Source organism: Rhizobium sp. UFLA01-1127 (genome assembly GCF_059803845.1).
Map to the genome: position 1 here is coordinate 1 of NZ_JAUQTZ010000021.1, position 21,871 is coordinate 21,871.

A 21,871-nucleotide genomic window follows, 5' to 3' on the forward strand; every position below is an offset into this window, starting at 1 on the left:
GAGGCCGCCAATATGGTGCTGACACCGGAATTCCGGATGGGGCGGACGCCGCTTGCCATTAGCCATCTCTATATATCAGCGGTCGAACATCCTGCCGTGCGCGAAGGCGGGCGGTTTGCCAAAGACAACATCAGCGAAATACCCGTGACATCAGAGGGTGCCGTCGATCTTGCTGCGCTGGAGATCATGCTCGCCGCCCATGATAAGGCGAGCGGCCTGCCGATGGTCGCCATCATGCTCGCGAACAACGAAACCGGAATTATCCAGCCTGTCGGCGATGCAGCTAAGCTCGTTCAGGCAGCGGGCGGTCTCTTCGTGGTGGATGCTGTTCAGGCGGCCGGCCGCGTTCCGCTCGATATCAATGCGATCGGTGCGGATTTTCTGATCGTGTCGTCGCACAAGATCGGTGGACCAAAGGGGGTGGGTGCGCTTATCTCGCGCGGCGAGGTGCTGATGCCGAAGCCGTTGATCCACGGCGGTGGCCAGGAAAAGGGCCATCGTTCGGGCACGGAAAACACGCTTGCCATCGTCGGATTCGGTGCCGCCGCCGAGGCCGCAGCCCTAGATCTCGATGCTCGCAATGCGGCGATCGCTTCATTGCGCGCCCGGCTGGAAGAAGGCATGGAGCTTGTAGCGCCGGATGTCATTATTCACGGCAAGGGCGGCGCACGTGTTCCCAACACCAGCTTCTTCACCTTGCCGGGCTTGAAATCCGAAACCGGCCAGATCGCCTTCGACCTCGAAGGCGTGGCGATTTCTGCCGGTTCGGCCTGCTCGTCGGGCAAGGTAGGCGAAAGCCATGTGCTCGTGGCGATGGGATGCGATCCCAAGCTTGGGGCGCTGCGCATCTCGCTGGGGACGACCACGACCGAAGCGGATATCGATCGCGCAATCGCTGCTTTTGCCCGCATCGCGGCAAGGCGCAAGCTGGCGGGTGCGGCGGCCTGACGGGCATAATTTTGCGGAAACCGAAATTTCCGCTTGCCAATCGGGGTGAAAAGTCCCTTTTGGCCGACTACATAGGGGGCAGACATAAGTCTGCCGCAACGTTGACAAGCTGCCGGACCTTGGATCCGGCGAGATTGGAGAACGAAATGCCTGCAGTCCAGGAAACGGTCGATCAGGTTCGCCAGATCGACGTGGACCAGTATAAGTATGGTTTCGAGACTACGATCGAGGTGGAAAAGGCTCCCAAGGGCCTCTCCGAAGACATCATCCGCTTCATCTCCGCCAAGAAGCAGGAGCCGGATTGGATGCTGGAATGGCGCCTCGAGGCCTATCGTCGCTGGCTGACGCTCGAAGAGCCCAAGTGGGCGCGCGTCGATTATCCGAAGATCGATTTCAACGACATTCACTATTACGCCGCGCCGAAGAAATTCGCCGGCCCGAAGTCGCTCGACGACGTCGATCCGGAACTTCTGAAGACCTACGAGAAGCTCGGCATTCCCCTGCGTGAACAGGAAATTCTCGCCGGTGTCGAAAAGCCGAAGATCGCGGTCGACGCGGTGTTCGATTCCGTTTCGGTCGTGACGACCTTCAAGGAAGAGCTGAAGAAGGCCGGCGTGATCTTCATGTCGATCTCCGAAGCCATCCGCGAGCATCCGGAGCTGGTGCGCAAATATCTTGGTTCCGTCGTACCGACCTCGGACAATTTCTATGCAACGCTGAATTCGGCCGTCTTCACCGACGGTTCGTTCGTCTTCGTGCCGAAGGGCGTCCGTTGCCCGATGGAACTGTCGACCTACTTCCGCATCAACGAGAAGAACACGGGCCAGTTCGAGCGCACGCTGATCATTGCCGAAGAAGGAGCCTACGTTTCCTACCTCGAAGGCTGCACGGCGCCGCAGCGCGACGAAAACCAGCTGCATGCAGCCGTCGTCGAGCTGGTTGCGCTCGATGACGCCGAGATCAAGTATTCGACGGTGCAGAACTGGTATCCGGGCGACAAGCACGGCAAGGGCGGCATCTACAACTTCGTTACCAAGCGTGGCGATTGCCGCGGCCATCGCTCCAAGATTTCCTGGACGCAGGTCGAGACCGGCTCCGCAATTACCTGGAAATATCCGTCCTGCATCCTGCGCGGCGACGACAGCCGCGGCGAGTTCTACTCGATCGCGGTTTCGAACGGCCATCAGCAGGTCGACAGCGGCACCAAGATGATCCACCTCGGCAAGAACACGTCGAGCCGCATCATCTCGAAGGGTATCGCAGCCGGCGTCTCGCAGAACACCTATCGCGGTCAGGTCTCGGCGCATCGCCGCGCAACCAATGCCCGCAACTTCACGCAGTGCGACTCGCTGCTGATCGGCGACAAGTGCGGCGCGCATACGGTGCCCTACATCGAGGCGAAGAACTCGTCCGCGCAGTTCGAGCATGAGGCGACGACCTCGAAGATTTCCGAAGACCAGCTGTTCTACTGCCTGCAGCGCGGCATTCCCGAGGAAGCGGCGATCGCGCTGATCGTCAACGGCTTCGTCAAGGAAGTGCTGCAGGAGCTGCCGATGGAATTCGCCGTCGAAGCGCAGAAGCTGATCGGCATCTCGCTCGAGGGCAGCGTCGGCTGACGTCCACGAAACAGAATTAGCTTTGGCGCGTCAGGCGCGCCGCACACTCATTCCTGCGATAGGATACTAAAATGCTTGAAATCAAGAACCTGCATGCCCGCATCGCCGAAGACGGCACCGAGATCATCCGTGGTCTGAACCTGACCGTGAAGGCAGGCGAGGTCGCCGCCATCATGGGGCCGAACGGCTCCGGCAAGTCGACGCTGTCCTACATTCTTTCCGGCCGCGAGGACTACGAAGTCACCGAGGGCGACATCCTCTATAACGGCGAGAGCATTCTGGAACTCGACGCTGCCGAACGCGCTGCCAAGGGTATCTTCCTCGCCTTCCAGTATCCGGTGGAGATCCCCGGCGTTGCCACCATGCAGTTTCTGAAGGTAGCGCTGAACGAACAGCGCAAGGCGCGTGGCGAAGACGAGCTGACGACGCCGGATTTCCTGCGTCGCGTCAAGGACGCCGCTGCCAAGCTGCAGATCAACATGGACATGCTGAAGCGCCCGCTGAACGTCGGCTTCTCCGGCGGTGAAAAGAAGCGCGCCGAAATCCTGCAGATGGCACTGCTCGAGCCGAAGCTTTGCGTACTCGACGAAACCGACTCCGGTCTCGACATCGATGCGCTGAAGATCGTTGCCGACGGCGTCAATGCGCTGCGCTCCCCGGATCGCGCCGTGATCGTCATCACACATTACCAGCGCCTGCTCGACTATATCGTTCCGGACACCGTTCACGTCCTCTACAAGGGCCAGGTGATCAAGTCCGGCGACAAGACGCTGGCGCATGAACTTGAAGCCAACGGCTATGCGGACATCATCGGAGCTGCAGCCTGATCGAGGCGGAAAGGACACGTCGATGAACATTCAGACGACGAACCGCCTGACATCAGCCGAAACGGCGCTGATCGAGGCGTATAACGACCAGATGGGCGATCTGCCCGGCGACGGCGAGGTTTTCGCCGTTCGCGATCGCCTGCTGGACGAGCTGAAGACGGCCGGCCTGCCGACGCGCCGTGTCGAGGCCTGGCATTATACCGATTTCAAGAACCTGCTGCGGCTGGTGCCGAGCGATATCGGCAAGGGTCTGGTAGAGGCACTGCCGGCGACGGTCGAAGGCTCTTCCGTTCTTGCCGTTCTCCAAGGAAAGGCAAGCGAAAAGGGTGCCGTCAAGAATCTGGCGGTGGGACCTTATGCCGACAGCCTGATCAACGGCACGGCTGCAGCCGGGCTCGAGGCGCTCGGCAAGGATGACGCTATCGGGCGCATCAATGCAAGCTTCGTCCGCGACGGCTATGTCATCGACTTCCCCGATGGCACGGAACTCGAAGCGCCGCTGGAAGTGCAGTTCATCCATGCCGGCGGACAGATCCATAGCCGCTTGCCCGTTTCCTTCGGCGCCGGCGTCAAGGCAACGGTCATCGAGCGTCACCAGGCGGTCGAAGGAGCTGCCGCGCTTGTATCGTCGGTGAGCGAAATCAAGATCGGCAAAGGTGCTGAAGTCACTTGGATCGTCCTGCAGAAGCAGGGGGCCGAGGACACGCATCTCGGCCAGATCCGTGTGGATCTTGGCGCCGACGCAAAGCTGAAGCTCTTCGTCATCAATGCCGGCGGCAAGCTGGTGCGTCAGGAACTGCATGTGAAGGTGACGGGCGAGGGCTCCGATCTGACGGTGCGCGGCATCAACCTGCTGGGCGGCGATAGCCATACGGATGTGACGCTGGTGCTCGGCCATGACGTTCCGCATACCGGCTCGACCGAGATCGTCCGCAACGTGGTCTTTGATCGTGCTCGCGGCGTGTTCCAAGGCATGATCCGTGTGGCGCCCGATGCGCAAAAGACCGACGCTCGCATGGCCTGCAACACGCTTTTGATGTCGGACGAGGCAGAATTCTCCGTCAAGCCGGAGCTCGAAATCTTTGCCGATGACGTTCAATGCGGCCATGGTGCGACGGTCGCCGATATCGACGAGAACCATCTCTACTATCTGATGGCTCGCGGTATTCCGAGAAACAAGGCTCGGGCGATGCTGGTCAACGCCTTCGTGGCCGAGATCGTCGAGGAACTGGAAGACGAAGCCTTGGTCGAGGCGCTGGAAGGCGTTATCTCGGCCTGGCTGGAAAAGCACGCCTGATTGGAGGCAAAGCTCGTGGACAAGATCGTGCCGGCAACGGCCTATGACGTGGAAGCCATTCGCCGGGATTTCCCGATCCTGGCGAAGACGGTGCATGGCAAGCCGCTTGTCTATCTCGACAACGGCGCATCGGCACAGAAGCCGCAGGTCGTCATCGACGCCATCTCGCATGCCTATTCCAACGAATACGCGAATGTGCATCGCGGCCTGCACTTCCTGTCCAATGCGGCTACGGAAGCCTATGAAGCGGCACGCGAGAAGGTGCGCCGCTTCCTGAATGCGCCGTCCATCGACGATATCGTCTTCACCAAGAACTCGACGGAAGCGATCAACACGGTCGCCTACGGCTGGGGCATGCCGAAGATCGGCGAGGGCGACGAGATCGTCGTCTCCATCATGGAGCATCACTCCAATATCGTTCCCTGGCATTTCATCCGCGAACGGCAGGGTGCGAAGCTTGTATGGGTGCCGGTTGACGATGAAGGTGCATTCCATATCGAGGATTTCGAGAGGAGCCTGACGGACCGCACCAAGCTCGTCGCCATCACGCATATGTCGAACGCGCTCGGCACGGTTGTTCCGGTGAAGCAAGTCTGCCGCATCGCCCATGAGCGCGGCATTCCCGTCCTGATCGACGGTTCGCAGGGCGCGGTGCATATGCCCGTCGACGTGCAGGATATCGATTGCGACTGGTACGTCATGACCGGCCATAAGCTGTATGGTCCCTCGGGTATCGGCGTGCTCTACGGCAAGAAGGAGCGGCTCGCCGAGATGCGGCCTTTCCAGGGGGGCGGCGAGATGATCTTCGACGTCACCGAGGAAAACGTCACCTACAATGATCCGCCGCATCGCTTCGAAGCGGGAACGCCGCCGATCGTTCAGGCGATCGGCCTTGGCTATGCGCTCGACTATATGGACGGTATCGGCCGGGACGCGATTGCACGGCATGAGGCCGACCTTGCCGCCTACGCGGCGGAGCGGCTGCGCGATATCAATTCGCTGCGCGTCATCGGCACGGCCCCCGGCAAGGGCGGCATCTTCTCCTTCGAGCTTGCGGGAATTCACTCCCACGACGTCTCGATGGTGATCGATCGTCAGGGTGTAGCGGTTCGTGCCGGCACGCATTGCGCCCAGCCGCTCTTGAAACGCTTCGGCGTCACCTCCACATGCCGTGCATCGTTCGGCATGTACAATACGCGAGCCGAGGTGGATGCCTTGGCTGACGCACTGGAATATGCACGGAAATTCTTTGCCTGAGGAGGCAAGTGATGTCACTCGACGAAAGCGAACAGAAGATCGACGTACGCGAAGGGATCGTGCATTCCAGCATTCCCGAAGATGAACTGGCGCGCCTCAGCGACGACATCATCTCTGCGCTGAAAACGGTCTATGACCCGGAAATTCCCGCCGATATCTTCGAACTTGGCCTGGTCTACAAGATCGATATCGAAGATGACCGCATGGTGAAGATCGTCATGACGCTGACGGCACCCGGTTGCCCGGTTGCCGGCGAGATGCCGGGCTGGGTGGAAAATGCCGTCGGCGCCGTCGAAGGCGTTTCCGGTGTGGAGGTCAGCATGACTTTCGACCCGCCGTGGACGCCGGATCGCATGTCGGAAGAAGCGCAGGTTGCCGTCGGCTGGTATTGAAGCCTCAGGCCGCCGGCTTTACATTGAGACTCGAAGCACCGGATCTTGACCCCGGTTGCGGAAGGAGAATGAGCCCATGGGCTTTTCAGTCATGAGCATGACGGACGCGGCAGCAGCCCGCGTCAAGGCAATCGTCGAAAACTCCGGTCCCGATGCCAAGGGCGTTCGCGTCGGCATCAAAAAGGGCGGTTGCGCCGGCATGGAATATACCATCGACCTGGTGACAGAGCCGAACCCAAAGGATGACCTGATCGAGCGCGATGGCGCGAAGGTCTGGGTCGAGCCGTCGGCAGTGCTTTATCTGCTGGGTACGGAAATGGATTTCGAAACCACAACCTTGCGCTCGGGCTTTATCTTCACCAATCCGAACCAGACATCCGCTTGCGGCTGCGGCGAATCCGTCGAGCTGAAGCCCGCCGATCTCGCTGCCCTCGCGGCTCAGCGTCGGGCCGCCCAGCCCGCTTAAAGCAGATATCGCTGTATTTCCCCTCGCAGCGTTTCCTGCTCTGAGCGCCGCAAGGCTAGGTTTCTGCCCCTTCCTGATCAACCGGCTGAGCTGGACAAAGCCGACAGGCGAGCGAGGGGATTTTATGGCGACATCGGGCATGGGTCTTATACATTGATCACAGTGATGGCGGCTAATGCTGGCGCTGTGGCTGCAGTAAACACGCGGCCGGCACCGGCGTCAGCCTGAGGCCGAGCGCTTTAACGACTTTCAGGATTGTTGCGAATTCCGGATTTCCATCACCGCTGAGCGCGCGATAGAGCGCCGAGCGGTTCATACCGACGTCCTTGGCGAGCTTGCTCATGTTGCGCGTGCGGGCGACTTCGCCCAAAGCCTTGGCGATCGACGCCGGATCGTCCGTTTCGAAGGCGGCTGCGATATAGCTGTCGGGGTTGTCCGGGCTCAGGGAATTCTCTTGGTCCATGTCATATGCCTTTCCGTATGAGCCAATCGCGGATGATGCACGATCTCGTGCTGATGAAGATCGTGACCGGTCGCCAGCAAATGCGCGATGACATCCGCGCCGGCATTTTCAAATTGATTTTTCATGATTTTCGCATCGCCAAGCTCGCCGCTGATGGAGCTCGTCGGAAATGCCCAAGCACGGGCTCATCCCTGCCGTTCCCATGCAGGAGAAGCAGCTGTGCGAAAGAACGTTCCGCTCGTCCGGCAACGAAATGAAATTCCGGCTGTTCCGGCATAAGTCTGAATTCCAAGGCCCCATTGTCGCGTCATCAAAAACGCCGCGCGTCCTTTCGGACGCGCGGCGTTTTCATAGACAAGTTTCGCGATAGATTTATGTCTATTGCAAGCGAAGCGACTGAACCGCTTCGCTTTTTCAAAAAATCCTATTCCGCGGCCTCGGCGTAGGATTCCAGCGGCGGGCAGGTGCAGATCAGGTTGCGGTCGCCATAGACGTTGTCGATGCGATTGACCGGCGACCAATATTTGTCCACGCGGAAGGCGCCGGGCGGGAAGCAGGCCTGTTCGCGCGAATAGGGACGATCCCATTCGCCGACGAGGTCTTCCACCGTATGCGGAGCGTTCTTCAGCGGATTGTTGGCCTTGTCCATCCGTCCCTGTTCGATGGCGCGGGCTTCCTCGCGGATTGCCAGCATCGCTTCGCAGAAGCGGTCGAGCTCGGCCTTGGTTTCCGATTCGGTCGGCTCGATCATCAGCGTGCCGGCGACTGGCCAGCTCATGGTCGGCGCGTGGAAACCGCAGTCGATCAGGCGCTTGGCGATATCGTCGACCGTCACGCCGGCGCTTGCGACCAGCGGGCGCGTGTCGATGATGCACTCATGCGCGACGCGGCCGTCCTTGGACTTGTAGAGCACGTCATAGGCGCCCTTCAGCCGCGCGGCGATATAGTTGGCGTTGAGGATCGCCACCTTCGTCGCTTGCGTGAGACCTTCGCCGCCCATCATCAGGCAGTAGCTCCAGGAGATCGGCAGGATGGAGGCCGAACCGAAGGCTGCCGCCGATACGGCACCGCTGCGGCCGTCCGTTTCCGGGTGGCCGGGCAGGTGAGGCGACAGATGCGCCTTGACGCCGATCGGACCCATGCCGGGACCGCCGCCGCCATGCGGGATGCAGAAGGTCTTGTGCAGGTTCAGATGGCTGACATCGGAGCCAATATCGCCCGGACGCGAGAGGCCGACCATGGCGTTCATGTTGGCGCCATCGAGGTAAACCTGGCCGCCATGCTTGTGCACGAGATCGCAGATCTCCTTCACCGTCTCCTCGAAGACGCCGTGCGTCGAAGGATAGGTGATCATGCAGCAGGAGAGGCTATCGGCGTATTGTTCAGTCTTGGCGCGAAAATCCGTCATGTCGATATCGCCATTGTCGCTGACCTTGACGACCACGACCTTCATGCCCGCCATCTGCGCGGACGCCGGATTGGTGCCATGCGCGGAGGTCGGGATCAGGCAGATGTCGCGGTGACCCTGGCCATTGGCGATATGGTAGTTGCGGATGGTCAGCAGGCCGGCATATTCGCCCTGCGCGCCGGAGTTCGGCTGCATGGAGAAGGTGTCATAGCCGGTGATGGCGCAGAGCTTGTCCGTCAGATCGTCGATCATTTCGCGGTAGCCGACCGCCTGGTCGGCCGGCACGAAAGGATGGATGTCGGAGAATTCCGGCCATGTGATCGGCAGCATTTCCGCCGTGGCGTTCAGCTTCATGGTGCAGGAGCCGAGCGGGATCATCGAACGGTCGAGCGCCAGGTCGCGGTCGGAGAGACGACGGATGTAGCGCGTCATCTCGCTTTCGGCACGGTTCATGTGGAAGATCGGATGCGTCAGGTATTCGCTGGTGCGCAGCAGAGCCTTCGGCAGGCAGTAGGACGGTTCGAAATCGGCGATGCGGAAATTGCCGCCGAATGCGCGCCAGACGGCTTCCACGGTCGCCGGGCGGGTCCGCTCGTCGAGGCTGATGCCGATCTTCGTTTCGCCGACCTTGCGCAGGTTCACGCCTTCGGCAACGGCCGCGCGCAGGACGAGGCCTTGCATATGGCCGACTTCGACCGTGATCGTGTCGAAGAAGTTTTCCGGTTCGACGGTGTAACCGAGCTTTTCCAGGCCTTTGGCCATCAGGACGGCCTTTTGGTGTACCTGCTGGGCAATGGCCTTCATGCCCTGCGGACCGTGGAAGACCGCGTACATGGAGGCCATGACGGCGAGCAGCACCTGGGCGGTGCAAATGTTCGACGTCGCCTTTTCGCGGCGGATATGCTGTTCGCGGGTCTGCAGCGACAGGCGATAGGCGCGATTGCCGCGCGCGTCGATGGAAACACCGACGAGGCGGCCGGGCATGGAGCGCTTGTAATCGTCCTTGACGGCCATATAGGCCGCGTGCGGCCCGCCATATCCAACCGGAACGCCGAAGCGCTGTGAGGAGCCGATGGCAATATCCGCGCCCATTTCGCCTGGGGATTTCAGCAGGGTCAATGCCAGGAGATCGGCTGCCATGACGGCGATGGCGCCGGTCTGGTGCAGGCGCGAGATCAGGCCGCCGAAGTCGTTGATATGACCATGCGTGCCCGGATACTGGAAGATCGCGCCGAACACGTCGACCGGATCGAGATCGGTAAAGGGATTGCCGACGATGACGGTCCAGCCGAGAGGCTCGGCGCGGGTCCTGATCAACGCGATTGTCTGCGGATGGCAGGCGGCATCGACGAAGAAGGCCTTCGCCTTGGACTTTGCGACGCGTTCCGCCATCGCCATGCCTTCGGCCGCAGCGGTTGCTTCATCGAGCAAAGAGGCGTTGGCGACATCGAGACCGGTGAGGTCGCTGATCATCGTCTGGTAGTTCAAGAGAGCTTCGAGGCGACCCTGGCTGATCTCCGGCTGGTAGGGTGTATAGGCCGTATACCAGGCTGGGCTTTCCAGAATGTTGCGCTGAATGACGGGTGGCGTGATGGTTCCGTAATAGCCCTGGCCAATGAGCGAGACGAGAACCTTGTTCTTGTTGGCGGTCTCTCGCAGCCTGTCGAGCGCCTCGCGCTCCGTCATCGGGGCGTCCCAGGCGAGCGGTACCTTCTGGCGGATCGCCGGCGGCAGCGTCGCGTCGATCAGCCCGTCGAGGCTCTTGTAGCCGATCACCTTGAGCATATCGGTCATCTCCGAAGGAGACGGGCCGATATGGCGGCGATTGGCGAAATCGTATGGCTGGTAGTCGGTGAACGTGAATTCCGTAGGCGTCGTCATTACCCGATCAGCTCCTTGTAACCGGATTCATCAAGAAGAGCATCGATATCGCTCGCATTCTTCAGCTTGAGCTTGAAGAACCAGCCCGCACCCATCGGATCGGAATTGACGAGCGCCGGATCGGCGGTGATGGCTTCGTTGACTTCGGTGATCTCTCCGTCGAGCGGACAATAGACCTCTGAGGCTGCCTTGACGGATTCGACGGTTGCGGCGTCGTCGCCTTTGGAGAAGCTGGCGCCGACTTCGGGCAATTCAACGAAAACGAGATCGCCGAGCTGCTCGGCGGCATGCGTCGTGATGCCGACGGTTGCGACATCGCCTTCGACCTTCAGCCACTCATGTTCTTCAGTGAATTTCAGCATGGGAATCCTCTCTGGGAAAAAACGTTCAACGCTTGTAGGTAGGCTTGATGAAAGGCAGGGCGCTGACGGCGACGGGCAGGTATTTACCGCGTACCTCGGCGTAAACGGTGGTGCCGGATGCGGCGAATTCGGTCGGCACGTAACCCATGGCTACCGGAGCTTCGACACTCGGGCCGAAACCGCCTGACGTGACCTCGCCGATCTCCGTCTTGCCTTCGGCATCGGCGTAGAGCTTGGCATGGCCGCGCACCGGCGCCTTGCCCTCGGGCTTCAGCCCGACGCGGCGGCGTGAGGCGCCGCCGTCGAGTTCGGTAAGAATACGGCTTGCGCCGGGAAAGCCGCCTGCGCGTGCGCCGCCGGTCTTGCGGGCCTTTTGGATGGCCCATTCGAGCGCAGCTTCGGTCGGCGTCGTCGTCCGGTCGATGTCGTTGCCATAGAGGCAGAGGCCGGCTTCCAGGCGAAGTGAATCGCGGGCGCCGAGGCCGATGGGCTGCACGTCCGGATGCTCCAGCAGCCGTTTGGCGATATCCTCGGCCTTGTCGGCCGGGACGGAAATTTCAAAACCGTCTTCGCCGCTGTAGCCGGAGCGCGATACAAGGCAGGAGACATCGTGAAGGCGGCAATGGCGCACGTCCATAAATTTCATATAGGCGATATCGGCCCAGAGCTCGGCAAGCACGTCGACGGCGCGCGGCCCCTGCAGCGCAACGAGGGCGCGATCAAGTAATGTAATTTCGCAGATATCGCCGATATGGTCTTGAAGATGTTTGAAATCCTGCTCTTTGCAAGCGGCATTCACGACGACGAAAAGATAATCGTCCATATGGGCGATCATCAGATCGTCGAGGATGCCGCCCTTGTCGTCGGTGAAGAAGCCATAGCGCTGGCGATTTTCGGCGAGGCCGAGAATATCGACAGGCACCAGGCTCTCGAGTGCCAATGCCGCATCCTCATATTTGCCGGAACGGGCGCGGATGGTCACCTGACCCATGTGCGACACGTCGAACAGGCCGGCAGAGGATCGTGTCCAAAGATGTTCCTTCAGCACGCCCGGCGCATATTGCACGGGCATGTCGTAGCCCGCGAAAGGCACCATGCGGGCACCGAGCGACACATGCAGGGCATGAAGGGGGGTGGTCTTGAGGGCAGCGGTCTCGTCCAAATGACGCCTCCGGGGTTTGCGCTCGTTTCGAAGCGCAGAGCTCACAATTTCGGCGCAAACGCGCCTGACGATGAGCCCCCTCTGTCTGTTTGCCTGAGATTGTTATCCCTTCGGCGAACGCTTGCGCGCTTCTCTCCAGAGTTCCGTCTGCCCCTTGCTGGTCCTTTGGCCTGAGAGTTTCCGGGGCGGTTGCTCCTTCGGCACCGGCTCGCGCCGGATTCTCCCAACAAGGTCGATAGCCATTATCCGGTCCCGGTCAAAGATGGCAAGGGGCAAATGTCGCCGCTGAACAAATTTTTGTCGCGCCGATCAATCCTGCGTTTGGCAATGGTTGCGGGCCTTTGCAACAACCATCAGAGCGGTTATCCCTTTTTGCTCGATCAAAGAGCCGGGCAGGAGATGAAGATGAACCACAACCATATCGCCGCATTGCTGATTTCCATCACCGCATTTTCTCTGTCCCTTGATCGGGCAATGGCACAGGACAGCGGCGCGATGAAATCCATGCCGGGGATGCGTACGGATGCGGCTGCGGCACCTTCCGGCTCTGCTGGCGCCAAGCTCGGCGATCTCGACATCAGCGGCGGTTATGTTCGTGCCATGCTTCCCGGCCAGCCGGTCGGCGGCGGTTACATCACCATCCACAACGCGGGCAAGAGCGACGACAAGCTGACTTCCGTGACCTCTTCGTCCGCCGGCAAGGTGGAACTGCATGAGATGAAGATGGAGGGCGAGATCATGAAGATGCGCGAAATCAAGGGTGGCATCGCCATCCCCGCCGGCGCCACGGTGATGCTTGCGCCCAACACGATGCACATGATGTTCAAGCAGGTGAAGATGCCGTTCAAGCAGGGCGGCACGGTGCCGGTCATGCTGATGTTCGACAAGGCAGGCATGGTCGACATCAATCTGCCCGTCGTCTCGGCCAAGGGAAACTGAGCCAGAAAATCATTCGCCCCTACAATTCCGGTTTCCACTTTTCCTCGAAATGCTCTAAAGCCACGTCAAAAGGCCGGGAAATCTCCGGCCACGGGGCCAATTGTCCCGTCGTTTGAATTCGCATGATCCCGCCGAACGAGGTTTGGCGATGTCCGGGACGTGCTGCGGTATTTGAAAGAAGAAGAATGGCCGGGATTGAACATATACAGGTCGAGCCTGACGAGGCCGGCATGCGCCTCGACCGCTGGTTCAAGGTGCATTTTCCAGGGCTTGGCTTCGGGCAATTGCAGAAGCTGCTGCGCTCCGGCCAGGTGCGTGTCGATGGCGGCCGTGTGAAGACGGATGCGCGTGTGCAGCCGGGACAGATGGTGCGCGTGCCACCTCTCGATGTCGATGCCAAGGCTCTGAAGAGCGGCCCGATCGCCGGTAGCGACCTTAAACATGGTGGCGATGCCGAGCTTCTAGCGCGCATGCTGCTTCATGAAGACGACAAAGTCTATGTGCTGAACAAGCCGGCCGGCCTCGCCGTGCAGGGTGGCTCCGGCCTGACCCGTCATATCGACAAGATGCTTGAGGCATGGACGAACAAGAAAGGCGAGAAGCCGCGTCTGGTGCATCGTCTCGACCGTGATACGTCCGGCGTGCTCGTGGTCGCGCGCACTCGTGGCGCAGCGCAGAAGCTGACGGCAGCCTTTCGCGAGCGCGACACGAAGAAGACCTATTGGTCGCTGGTCAAGGGCGTGCCGCGCAAGCATGAGGACAAGATCTCCACCTGGCTGGTGAAGGAAGCGACGCCGGACGGCGACCGCATGCGCATCGCCAAGCATGGAGAGGAGGGCGCCGATCACGCCATCTCCTACTATCGCGTACTCGAGACCGCAGCGCAGAGCCTCGCCTGGCTGGAAATGGAGCCCTATACCGGCCGTACCCATCAGCTACGTGTCCACGCGCTGCATATGGGGCATCCGATCATCGGCGATCCCAGATATTTCGATGATGATCCTAACTGGGATTTTCCCGGCGGCGTCCAGAAGCGTCTGCATCTGCACGCGCGGCATATCGATATTCCGCATCCGAGTGGTGGACGCCTGCGCGTTACCGCGCCTCTGCCGCCGCATATGGTGCAGACCTGGAACCTTCTCGGCTTTGATATGGAATCGGCGGGGGAGCCGGACGACGAATGAAGCTGGTACTTTTCGATTGCGACGGCACGCTGGTCGACAGCGCGCGGCTGATCCATGAGGTTATGGCGCGAACTTTCGTCGCCTTTGGCTATAAGCGCCCGGACGTTTCGGCAACCAAGTCGATCATCGGCCTGACGCTCGATATCGCCATTGCGCGGCTGCAAGGCAAGCCGCATGTCGATGACGAAGCGATCGCGATGACGGCGCATTATAAATCGATCTTTCCCGACGTGCGGGACGAAGCCGACATGCAGACGCCTCTTTTCGACGGCATCAAGTCGCTGATCGAGACGCTTGCTGCCCGCGATGAGCTGCTGATCGGCGCGGTGACGGGCAAATCCCGCCGCGGCTTGACCCATATCCTTGAGGTCAACGATTTCACGCCCTATTTTATCGTCTCGCGCACCGCCGACGATTGCCCGTCGAAGCCGCATCCGGCGATGGTGACGGAATGCTGCGGCGAGACCGGCATGGATCCGCATAATACGATCGTGATCGGCGATGCCATCTACGACATGCAGATGGCGAAGGCGGCGGGTGCGACTGCTATCGGCGTCTCCTGGGGTTATGCTTCCGTCGAGGAACTGCTGGCAGCCGGGGCCGATGCCATCGCCCACCATCCGAACGATTTGTTGAGCCATATTCTCTGAGGTGACGCCATGCGCGACCTGTTGAACGATCTTTCCGAGGGTCTCAGCCATCCCGATCCGATCCGCCGCGCGCAGATCCAGATGAAGAAGCCTCTGCCCAAGCGCTTCTACAAGGATGTGACGATCAACGAGGAAGAGGGCGGCCGCGCCATCGCGCTTGACGGCAAGGTGATCAAAACGCCGGCAAGGCGTCCGCTGGCCCTGCCGACGGAAGCGCTTGCCAGGCTGGTGGCTGCCGAATGGGCACGACAGGTCGATGTCATCGATCCGGCGACGATGCCGGTGACGCGCCTGGTCAACACGGCGATCGATGGTGTTGCGGCCGAGAGCCAGGCTGTGTTCGGCGAAATCGTCCGATTCTCAGGCAGCGATCTCCTCTGCTATCGTGCCGACGGGCCGGAACGGCTCGTCGAGCGGCAGTCGGAGCGCTGGAATCCGGTGATCGAATGGGCTGCCCGGGATCTCGGCGCCCGCTTCATCCTGGCGGAAGGCGTCATGCATCAGGAACAGCCCGCGGAAGCAATTGCTGCCTTCTCTGCTGCCTTGCGAAAATACGATACGCCAATGGAGCTTGCGAGCCTTCACACGGTCACGACGCTGACCGGGTCGGCGATCCTGGCGCTCGCCTTCGCCGAGGGCTTCCTGCCGCTGGCCGATGTCTGGTCGCTCGCTCATCTTGACGAGGATTGGACGATCGAACATTGGGGCAGCGACGAGGAAGCCGAACACCGCCGCGCACAGCGCTTTGAGGAATTTCAGGCAGCAACCGACGTTTTTTCCGCGCTCCGCAGTTGAATATTGTTGATTTCCAGTCCTTTATATCGGTCTTCGCATCTTGCAGGTTCGAAAGTCGGGACAGGTATCATGTTGTTGTTGAGGTCGGGCGTCGCGTTGGCGCTCGCGGGATGTTTGGCACTGGCGGCATGCTCGAGCTGGTCCGTTGATCCTCCCGCTCCAACCTATGACGTTCGCAGCGCGACCGTCGTGGCCGACGAGGCCTTGCCGCCGGTTTCGCCGGCATTGGTTGCCGCAGTCAATGACCGATTGAACGCTTCGATAGCCGCAACCGGTCACAACGCGACATTGCCGCCCGTTGCGCTTACCGTCCGCCTGACCGATGTGCGCAAGGCGCGCGGTTTCAATCGTGATCGCAACAGCGCGAAGATCAATATCGATGCCGCGGCGGTGAACGGCGGCGCGGTCGTGGCCATGGCGTCTTTCGAGACCAGGACCGTCGCTCCCGATCCTGCCACGGCCGACGAGCTGATGGCGGAAGACATCGCTGCCCGCGTCCGTTCCATCTTTTCGCTGACTATGCCGCGGCTGGCGGATTGAACCGGCGGCTTCAAAGAGAGCTCGCGCCGTGCTAAGCCCGGGCAGCCATGGAGAGAGGGCAGCATGAAGGAAATCCTGCAGGAACTGGAACGTCGTCGCGACATCGCAAGGCTCGGCGGCGGGCAGGCGCGGATCGATGCGCAGCACGCGCGCGGCAAGCTGACGGCGCGCGAGCGGATCGATATCTTCCTGGATGAAGGTTCCTTCGAAGAGTTCGATATGTTCGTCGAGCATCGTTCGATCGATTTCGGCATGGATAAGAGCAAGATCGCCGGCGACGGGGTGGTCACCGGCTGGGGCACGGTCAACGGACGCACCGTTTTCATTTTTGCCAAGGATTTCACTGTTTTCGGTGGATCTCTTTCGGAAGCGCATGCGGAAAAGATCATCAAGATACAGGATATGGCGCTAAAGAACCGGGCGCCGATCATCGGCATCTACGATGCCGGTGGCGCCCGCATTCAGGAGGGCGTGGCCGCACTTGGCGGCTATGCCGAGGTGTTCCAGCGCAATGTGCTCGCCTCCGGCGTCATTCCGCAGATTTCCGTCATCATGGGGCCTTGCGCAGGCGGCGACGTCTATTCTCCAGCCATGACGGATTTCATCTTCATGGTGCGGGATACGTCCTATATGTTCGTCACCGGGCCGGATGTCGTAAAGACCGTGACGAACGAAACCGTGACTTCCGAGCAGCTCGGGGGTGCCTCGGTGCACACGACGAAATCGTCGATCGCGGATGCCGCCTACGACAATGATGTCGACACGCTTCTGCAGGTACGCCGACTCATCGACTTTCTGCCGCAATCGAATACGGGGGCACTGCCCGAAATCGAGTGCTATCAATCGGTCACCGAACCGGATAATTCGCTCGATACGCTGATCCCGGCCAATGCCAACAAGCCCTACGACATCAAGGAATTGATCCTGAAGGTTGCGGATGAGGGTGACTTCTTCGAGATCCAGGAGAGCTTCGCCAAGAATATCGTCTGCGGCTTCGGCCGCATCGAGGGTGCGACTGTCGGCTTCGTCGCCAATCAGCCTATGGTGCTTGCAGGCGTGCTCGACAGCGACGCATCGCGAAAGGCCGCTCGCTTCGTGCGCTTCTGCGATTGCTTCAATATTCCGATCGTCACCTTCGTCGATGTGCCCGGCTTCCTGCCGGGGACGGCGCAGGAATATGGTGGTCTGATCAAGCACGGCGCCAAGCTGCTCTTCGCCTATGCCGAGGCGACCGTGCCGAAACTGACTGTCATCACCCGCAAGGCTTTTGGCGGCGCCTATGACGTGATGGCCTCGAAGCATTTGCGCGGCGACCTTAATTATGCCTGGCCGACGGCGCAGATTGCCGTCATGGGAGCCAAGGGCGCGGTCGAGATCATTTTCCGCAAGGACATCTCCGAGCCGGAGAAGATCGCAGCGCATACGAAGATGTACGAGGATCGCTTCCTGTCCCCCTTTGTCGCGGCCGAACGCGGCTATATTGACGAAGTGATCATGCCACACTCGACACGGCGGCGGTTGGCGCAGGGCCTCAGGATGTTGCGCAACAAGGACCTGACCAACCCCTGGAAGAAGCACGACAATATCCCTTTGTGAGCATGTGACAACAAGTCACGGATTTCACACGGAAAATTGATTGAGTGTCAGAAGCCGTGTTTTCCCGTTTCGGGCAGGTGGCACTATTGCTTCCTTCCGGAGTCAAAACTGGAGTTCAAAATGGCGCTTTCCGATCGGCTGAATCAATATCAGCCCTATGCTCTTACTGTATTGCGTGTCATGACCGGCCTGCTGTTCATCGAACACGGCTTGCAGAAGCTTGTCGGCTTTCCGGCCGGTGGTCAATTTCCAAGCCCGCTGCCGACCTTGATCCTGGTTCAGGGAATCATCGAGGTTGTCGGCGGATTGGCGACGATCGTCGGCTTCTTTACCCGCCCGGTTGCCTTCATTCTCTGCGGCAACATGGCAGTCGCCTATTTCATGGCGCATTCGCCCAAGAATTTCTTCCCGGCCAACAATGGCGGTGACGCAGCCATCCTCTACTGCTTCGTCTTCCTGTTCCTGATCTTTGCAGGCCCGGGTCTTCTGGCGATCGACAATAGCAGGAAGTGATCTGCTTTTCGCCGGGCTCGGCTGATGTTGGGTCCGGCGAATAAATTCGTGTCTCGCGTGTTGATTCCCTTGTCGGCGCAACGGGAGCACTTTCGACAGGATCTCGTTCGCATTGCCTTTTGGAGCGGAGATCTTCATGTCACTTTTCGAGCGCTTGTCGCTTTATCAGCCCGCAGCCCTTGCAATTCTGCGAATCATTACGGCCCTTTTGTTCATCGAGCATGGCACACAGAAGCTATTCGGCTTTCCGCCAGCGCCTTTCACTATCACAACGCTGTTCTTCGTCGCGGGGATAATCGAACTCGTTGGCGGCCTCCTCATCCTGTTCGGTCTGTTCACCCGGCCGGTTGCATTTCTCCTCAGCGGTGAAATGGCGATCGCCTATTTCTTGGTGCATATGCAGATCGACTTCTTCCCGGCCAACAATCAGGGCGATGGCGCGGTGCTGTTCTGCTTCGTCTTCCTGTTTCTGGTATTTGCGGGTCCTGGAAAGTGGGCGCTGGACAATCGCCAGCGCCAATGACCTCGGTCAGGCCGTGAGCTTGAGACCGGCGATGCCTATGACGATCAAGCCGATGCAGAGCAGCCGCACCAGGGTCGCGGGATCGCCGAGCAACCATATGCCAAGCAGAACAGTACCGACGGTGCCGATGCCGGTCCAGACCGCATAGGCCGTACCCATCGGCAGGGTCTTTACGGCAAGGCCGAGCAGCACGACGCTGATGACCATGAAAATGACGGTGAGAATGGTCGGCACGGGCCGCGTGAAGCCATCGGTATATTTCAGGCCGACGGCCCAGCCGGTTTCGAACATGCCCGCGAGGAAAAGCAGGAACCACGCCATTTTGCGCTCCTTTGCGAAGAGCGAGGCCGTCCCCGCGATATCTGCGGCAGGCAAGGAGTGCCGGCCGCCGCAGTCGTCTGCGTATTTCCTATATGCCTGTGCCGACTTGGTATTTCAAGGCGGCGGGTATGCCACTTCTACTTTTCGAGCCGTTCGGCATGCCACTTCAGGTGATCGTCCATGAAGGACGAGATGAAGTAATAGGAATGGTCGTAGCGCTCGTGCATGCGCAGCGTCAGGCCTATGCCCGTGTCTTTGATCGCGTCTTCGAACAGCCACGGACGCAGGCCGTTTTCGAGGAAACCGTCAGCCTTGCCCTGATCGACGAGGATTTCGGGGAAGCGAGCGCCATCTTCGACAAGCGCACAGGCGTCATATCGGCGCCATGCGGCCTTGTCGCTGCCGAGATACTTCTCGAGGGCGGGAGCCGACCAATCGGCCGTCGATGGCTGTACAATAGGAGCGAAAGCGGAGCAGCTCTTGAAGCCTTCCGGGTTCTTCAGTGCGATCGTCATGGCGCCGTGGCCGCCCATGGAATGGCCGAATATGCCCTGCCGGCTCATGTCGGCCCGGAACTGCTTGGCGATGAGCACAGGCAGTTCCTCCGTGATGTAAGTATACATCCGATAGTTCTCGGCCCAGGGCGTTTCGGTAGCATCGAGATAGAATCCGGCGCCTTTGCCCATCTGCCAATTGGTCAGCTCGTCCGGCACGTCGTTGCCGCGTGGGCTGGTGTCCGGGCAGACGACGATCAGGCCGAGTTCGGCGGCCATGCGGCGATATTCACCCTTTTCCATGACATTGGCATGGGTACAGGTGAGGCCGGACAGATACCAGAGAACCGGTCGAGGTTCCTTGATCGCCTGTGGCGGCACGAAAACGGCAAAGGTCATCTCGCATTTGCAGGCTTCAGACTCATGCGAGAAGACACCCTGCATGCCGCCGAAAGCGGTGTTCTGGGAAATGATATTCACGGCTGGCCTCCAGGCGTCTGGTGAGTTTTTGAACGCCGGCAGAGCCGGTCGAAGGTTTCGAGAAAGGCGGAGCGGTCGCGCGGCGAGAAGGCGGCATTGTAGCCCTTGCTCTCGCCGGTTTCGCGAAGGTGTGCGCCGAGGTCGCGCATGGCGGTTGCCATGCCGATATTGCTCTTATCGAAAATGCGGCCGGTCGGTCCTGTCACCAGCGCTCCGGTCGCGACGCAGCGGCCCGCAAGCGGCACGTCGGCGGTGACAACGATATCGCCAGCGCCCGCGTGTTCGGCGATCCAGTTGTCGGCGGCATCGAAGGCGTTGGAGACGATGACGTTGTGCACCATCGGGTCCCGCGACGGACGCAATCCCGAATTGGCGACGAAGGTCACCTCGATGCCGTGGCGTTCGGCAACCTTCAGGATCTCCGGCTTGACCGGGCAGGCGTCGGCATCGACATAAATCATGATATCAAATCTTTTCAATTATATGCGGCGCTTTTCTCATGCGCCGCATACATCTTGTCGGGTGGCTTTCGGCCTCAATACAGCACGACGCTGCGGATACTTTCACCCGAATGCATAAGGTCGAAGCCCTTGTTGATGTCTTCGAGGGGCATGGTGTGGGTGATCATCGGATCGATCTGGATCTTGCCCTCCATGTACCAGTCGACGATCTTCGGAACATCGGTGCGGCCGCGGGCGCCGCCGAAGGCAGTCCCCATCCACGAGCGGCCGGTCACCAGCTGGAACGGACGCGTCGAGATCTCCTGGCCGGCGCCGGCAACGCCGATGACGACGGACTTGCCCCAGCCGCGATGGCTTGCCTCCAGCGCCTGGCGCATCACCTTGGTATTGCCGGTGCAGTCGAAGGTATAGTCGGCGCCGCCGATCTGGTCGGCCCCGCGCTTCGTCATGTTGACGAGATAGGGCACGATATCGTCGCCGACCTCCTTCGGATTGACGAAATGCGTCATGCCGAAGCGCTCGCCCCAGGCCTTCTTGTCGTTGTTGAGATCGACGCCGATGATCATGTCGGCACCGGCAAGCCTCAAGCCTTGAATGACGTTGAGGCCGATGCCGCCGAGACCGAAGACGATCGCGGTTGCCCCCATCTCCACCTTGGCGGTGTTGATGACCGCACCGATGCCCGTCGTCACGCCGCAGCCGATATAGCAGATCTTGTCGAAGGGGGCGTCCGGGTTGACCTTGGCAACGGCAATCTCCGGCAGCACGGTATAGTTGGCGAAGGTCGAGCAGCCCATATAGTGATGGATCCTGTCCTTGCCGATCGAGAAGCGCGAGGTGCCGTCCGGCATCAGGCCCTGGCCTTGGGTCGAGCGGATCGCGGTGCAAAGATTGGTCTTGCGCGACAAGCACGACGGGCATTCGCGGCATTCGGGCGTATAAAGCGGAATGACGTGATCGCCCTTCTTGACCGAAGTCACGCCTGGTCCGACATCGACGACGATGCCGGCACCCTCATGGCCGAGGATCGCCGGGAACAGCCCTTCCGGATCGGCACCCGAGAGCGTGAAATCATCGGTATGGCAGATGCCGGTCGCCTTGACCTCGATCAGCACTTCGCCGGCCTTTGGCCCCTCGAGCTGAACCGTCATCACCTCGAGCGGCTTGCCCGCCGCAACCGCAACCGCTGCTCTTACGTCCATGGTCTCGTCCCTTGCTGCTATGATTTGGTCCGCGCGACATTGCCATGGCCACACAGGGCGACTCAAGCCAAAATCAGACACTTAGCGTCGCAAT

Annotated in this window: 24 protein-coding genes and 1 riboswitch; of the genes, 16 read left to right on the forward strand and 8 right to left on the reverse strand. The window is 60.3% G+C overall.

Features of this window, described 5'->3' with window-relative positions:
• The 7 genes from Q4Q11_RS07465 to sufA form a co-directional block, all read left to right on the forward strand.
• Nucleotides 1–948 (forward strand): cysteine desulfurase family protein (locus Q4Q11_RS07465; RefSeq protein ID WP_498569107.1); only part of this gene is annotated, 948 nt, incomplete at its 5' end.
• A 146-nt stretch (nucleotides 949–1,094) separates the two neighbouring features.
• Nucleotides 1,095–2,564, forward strand: coding sequence for a Fe-S cluster assembly protein SufB (sufB, locus tag Q4Q11_RS07470; protein ID WP_112510873.1), 1,470 nt, complete (start codon nucleotides 1,095–1,097; stop codon nucleotides 2,562–2,564).
• 71 nt (nucleotides 2,565–2,635) lie between these two features.
• Nucleotides 2,636–3,391: a Fe-S cluster assembly ATPase SufC gene (sufC, locus tag Q4Q11_RS07475; protein WP_106997979.1), complete on the forward strand. Its 756-nt coding sequence runs from the start codon at nucleotides 2,636–2,638 to the stop codon at nucleotides 3,389–3,391.
• Nucleotides 3,392–3,413: 22 nt separating this feature from the next.
• Nucleotides 3,414–4,688 carry a Fe-S cluster assembly protein SufD gene (gene sufD / locus Q4Q11_RS07480; RefSeq protein WP_498569108.1) on the forward strand — a complete coding sequence of 425 codons (1,275 nt, stop codon included), beginning with the start codon at nucleotides 3,414–3,416 and terminating at the stop codon, nucleotides 4,686–4,688.
• A 15-nt stretch (nucleotides 4,689–4,703) separates the two neighbouring features.
• The gene (locus tag Q4Q11_RS07485; RefSeq protein ID WP_113215511.1) at nucleotides 4,704–5,945 is read left to right on the forward strand and encodes a cysteine desulfurase; all 1,242 of its coding nucleotides are present in this window, start codon (nucleotides 4,704–4,706) and stop codon (nucleotides 5,943–5,945) included.
• 11 nt (nucleotides 5,946–5,956) lie between these two features.
• A complete protein-coding gene (locus tag Q4Q11_RS07490; protein ID WP_112510877.1) occupies nucleotides 5,957–6,337 on the forward strand; it encodes an SUF system Fe-S cluster assembly protein in 381 nt (126 codons plus the stop codon).
• 76 nt (nucleotides 6,338–6,413) lie between these two features.
• Complete coding sequence (gene sufA, locus Q4Q11_RS07495; RefSeq protein WP_498569109.1) at nucleotides 6,414–6,803, forward strand: Fe-S cluster assembly scaffold SufA; 390 nt, start codon at nucleotides 6,414–6,416, stop codon at nucleotides 6,801–6,803.
• Nucleotides 6,804–6,975: 172 nt separating this feature from the next.
• Here sufA and Q4Q11_RS07500 read toward each other — a convergent pair whose 3' ends face one another.
• Nucleotides 6,976–7,266 (reverse strand): addiction module antidote protein, encoded by a 291-nt coding sequence (locus Q4Q11_RS07500; RefSeq protein WP_112510881.1) that lies wholly within the window; start codon nucleotides 7,264–7,266, stop codon nucleotides 6,976–6,978.
• A 32-nt stretch (nucleotides 7,267–7,298) separates the two neighbouring features.
• Here Q4Q11_RS07500 and Q4Q11_RS07505 point away from each other — a divergent pair, with 32 nt between their 5' ends.
• Nucleotides 7,299–7,523: a hypothetical protein gene (locus Q4Q11_RS07505; RefSeq protein WP_162735707.1), complete on the forward strand. Its 225-nt coding sequence runs from the start codon at nucleotides 7,299–7,301 to the stop codon at nucleotides 7,521–7,523.
• A gap of 167 nt (nucleotides 7,524–7,690) precedes the next feature.
• Here the strand turns inward: Q4Q11_RS07505 and gcvP are convergent, their stop codons facing one another.
• Genes gcvP through gcvT form a run of 3 tightly spaced genes read right to left on the reverse strand, consistent with a single transcriptional unit; the run spans nucleotide 7,691 to nucleotide 12,079 of the window.
• Nucleotides 7,691–10,555, reverse strand: coding sequence for an aminomethyl-transferring glycine dehydrogenase (gene gcvP / locus Q4Q11_RS07510; RefSeq protein ID WP_498569110.1), 2,865 nt, complete (start codon nucleotides 10,553–10,555; stop codon nucleotides 7,691–7,693).
• Complete coding sequence (gene gcvH / locus Q4Q11_RS07515; RefSeq protein WP_112510887.1) at nucleotides 10,555–10,917, reverse strand: glycine cleavage system protein GcvH; 363 nt, start codon at nucleotides 10,915–10,917, stop codon at nucleotides 10,555–10,557. Before gcvH ends, gcvP begins: the two co-directional genes overlap by 1 nt.
• Before the next feature lie 25 nt (nucleotides 10,918–10,942).
• Nucleotides 10,943–12,079, reverse strand: a complete 1,137-nt coding sequence (gene gcvT / locus Q4Q11_RS07520; protein WP_113215501.1) for a glycine cleavage system aminomethyltransferase GcvT — start codon at nucleotides 12,077–12,079, stop codon at nucleotides 10,943–10,945.
• A 148-nt stretch (nucleotides 12,080–12,227) separates the two neighbouring features.
• Nucleotides 12,228–12,315, reverse strand: a riboswitch (glycine riboswitch).
• A 169-nt stretch (nucleotides 12,316–12,484) separates the two neighbouring features.
• Here gcvT and Q4Q11_RS07525 point away from each other — a divergent pair.
• From Q4Q11_RS07525 to Q4Q11_RS07560, 8 genes are all read left to right on the forward strand, one after another.
• Entirely contained in the window at nucleotides 12,485–13,018 is a 534-nt protein-coding gene (locus Q4Q11_RS07525; RefSeq protein WP_498569111.1) for a copper chaperone PCu(A)C, read from the forward strand.
• Nucleotides 13,019–13,203: 185 nt separating this feature from the next.
• A complete protein-coding gene (locus tag Q4Q11_RS07530) occupies nucleotides 13,204–14,202 on the forward strand; it encodes an RluA family pseudouridine synthase (protein WP_498569112.1) in 999 nt (332 codons plus the stop codon).
• On the forward strand, nucleotides 14,199–14,852 hold the full coding sequence (locus Q4Q11_RS07535; RefSeq protein WP_112510893.1) for an HAD-IA family hydrolase: 654 nt from the start codon (nucleotides 14,199–14,201) through the stop codon (nucleotides 14,850–14,852). The genes Q4Q11_RS07530 and Q4Q11_RS07535 overlap by 4 nt, the downstream gene beginning before the upstream one ends.
• Nucleotides 14,853–14,861: 9 nt before the next feature.
• The gene (locus tag Q4Q11_RS07540) at nucleotides 14,862–15,647 is read left to right on the forward strand and encodes an ATP12 family chaperone protein (protein WP_498569113.1); all 786 of its coding nucleotides are present in this window, start codon (nucleotides 14,862–14,864) and stop codon (nucleotides 15,645–15,647) included.
• A 69-nt stretch (nucleotides 15,648–15,716) separates the two neighbouring features.
• Complete coding sequence (locus Q4Q11_RS07545) at nucleotides 15,717–16,187, forward strand: hypothetical protein (RefSeq protein WP_498569114.1); 471 nt, start codon at nucleotides 15,717–15,719, stop codon at nucleotides 16,185–16,187.
• Between the two features lie 63 nt (nucleotides 16,188–16,250).
• Entirely contained in the window at nucleotides 16,251–17,783 is a 1,533-nt protein-coding gene (locus Q4Q11_RS07550; protein ID WP_112510899.1) for an acyl-CoA carboxylase subunit beta, read from the forward strand.
• 120 nt (nucleotides 17,784–17,903) lie between these two features.
• Nucleotides 17,904–18,296, forward strand: coding sequence for a DoxX family protein (locus Q4Q11_RS07555; RefSeq protein ID WP_112510901.1), 393 nt, complete (start codon nucleotides 17,904–17,906; stop codon nucleotides 18,294–18,296).
• Between the two features lie 136 nt (nucleotides 18,297–18,432).
• A complete protein-coding gene (locus Q4Q11_RS07560; protein WP_113215507.1) occupies nucleotides 18,433–18,819 on the forward strand; it encodes a DoxX family protein in 387 nt (128 codons plus the stop codon).
• Between the two features lie 6 nt (nucleotides 18,820–18,825).
• Here the strand turns inward: Q4Q11_RS07560 and sugE are convergent, their stop codons facing one another.
• The 4 genes from sugE to Q4Q11_RS07580 all read right to left on the reverse strand — a co-directional run bounded on the left by sugE (nucleotide 18,826) and on the right by Q4Q11_RS07580 (nucleotide 21,777).
• A complete protein-coding gene (sugE, locus tag Q4Q11_RS07565; protein ID WP_498569115.1) occupies nucleotides 18,826–19,140 on the reverse strand; it encodes a quaternary ammonium compound efflux SMR transporter SugE in 315 nt (104 codons plus the stop codon).
• A gap of 137 nt (nucleotides 19,141–19,277) precedes the next feature.
• Entirely contained in the window at nucleotides 19,278–20,114 is an 837-nt protein-coding gene (gene fghA / locus Q4Q11_RS07570; protein ID WP_498569116.1) for an S-formylglutathione hydrolase, read from the reverse strand.
• Nucleotides 20,111–20,575, reverse strand: coding sequence for a YaiI/YqxD family protein (locus Q4Q11_RS07575; RefSeq protein WP_498569117.1), 465 nt, complete (start codon nucleotides 20,573–20,575; stop codon nucleotides 20,111–20,113). The genes fghA and Q4Q11_RS07575 overlap by 4 nt, the downstream gene beginning before the upstream one ends.
• A gap of 74 nt (nucleotides 20,576–20,649) precedes the next feature.
• Complete coding sequence (locus tag Q4Q11_RS07580; RefSeq protein WP_498569118.1) at nucleotides 20,650–21,777, reverse strand: S-(hydroxymethyl)glutathione dehydrogenase/class III alcohol dehydrogenase; 1,128 nt, start codon at nucleotides 21,775–21,777, stop codon at nucleotides 20,650–20,652.
• Between the last annotated feature and the right edge of the window lie 94 nt (nucleotides 21,778–21,871).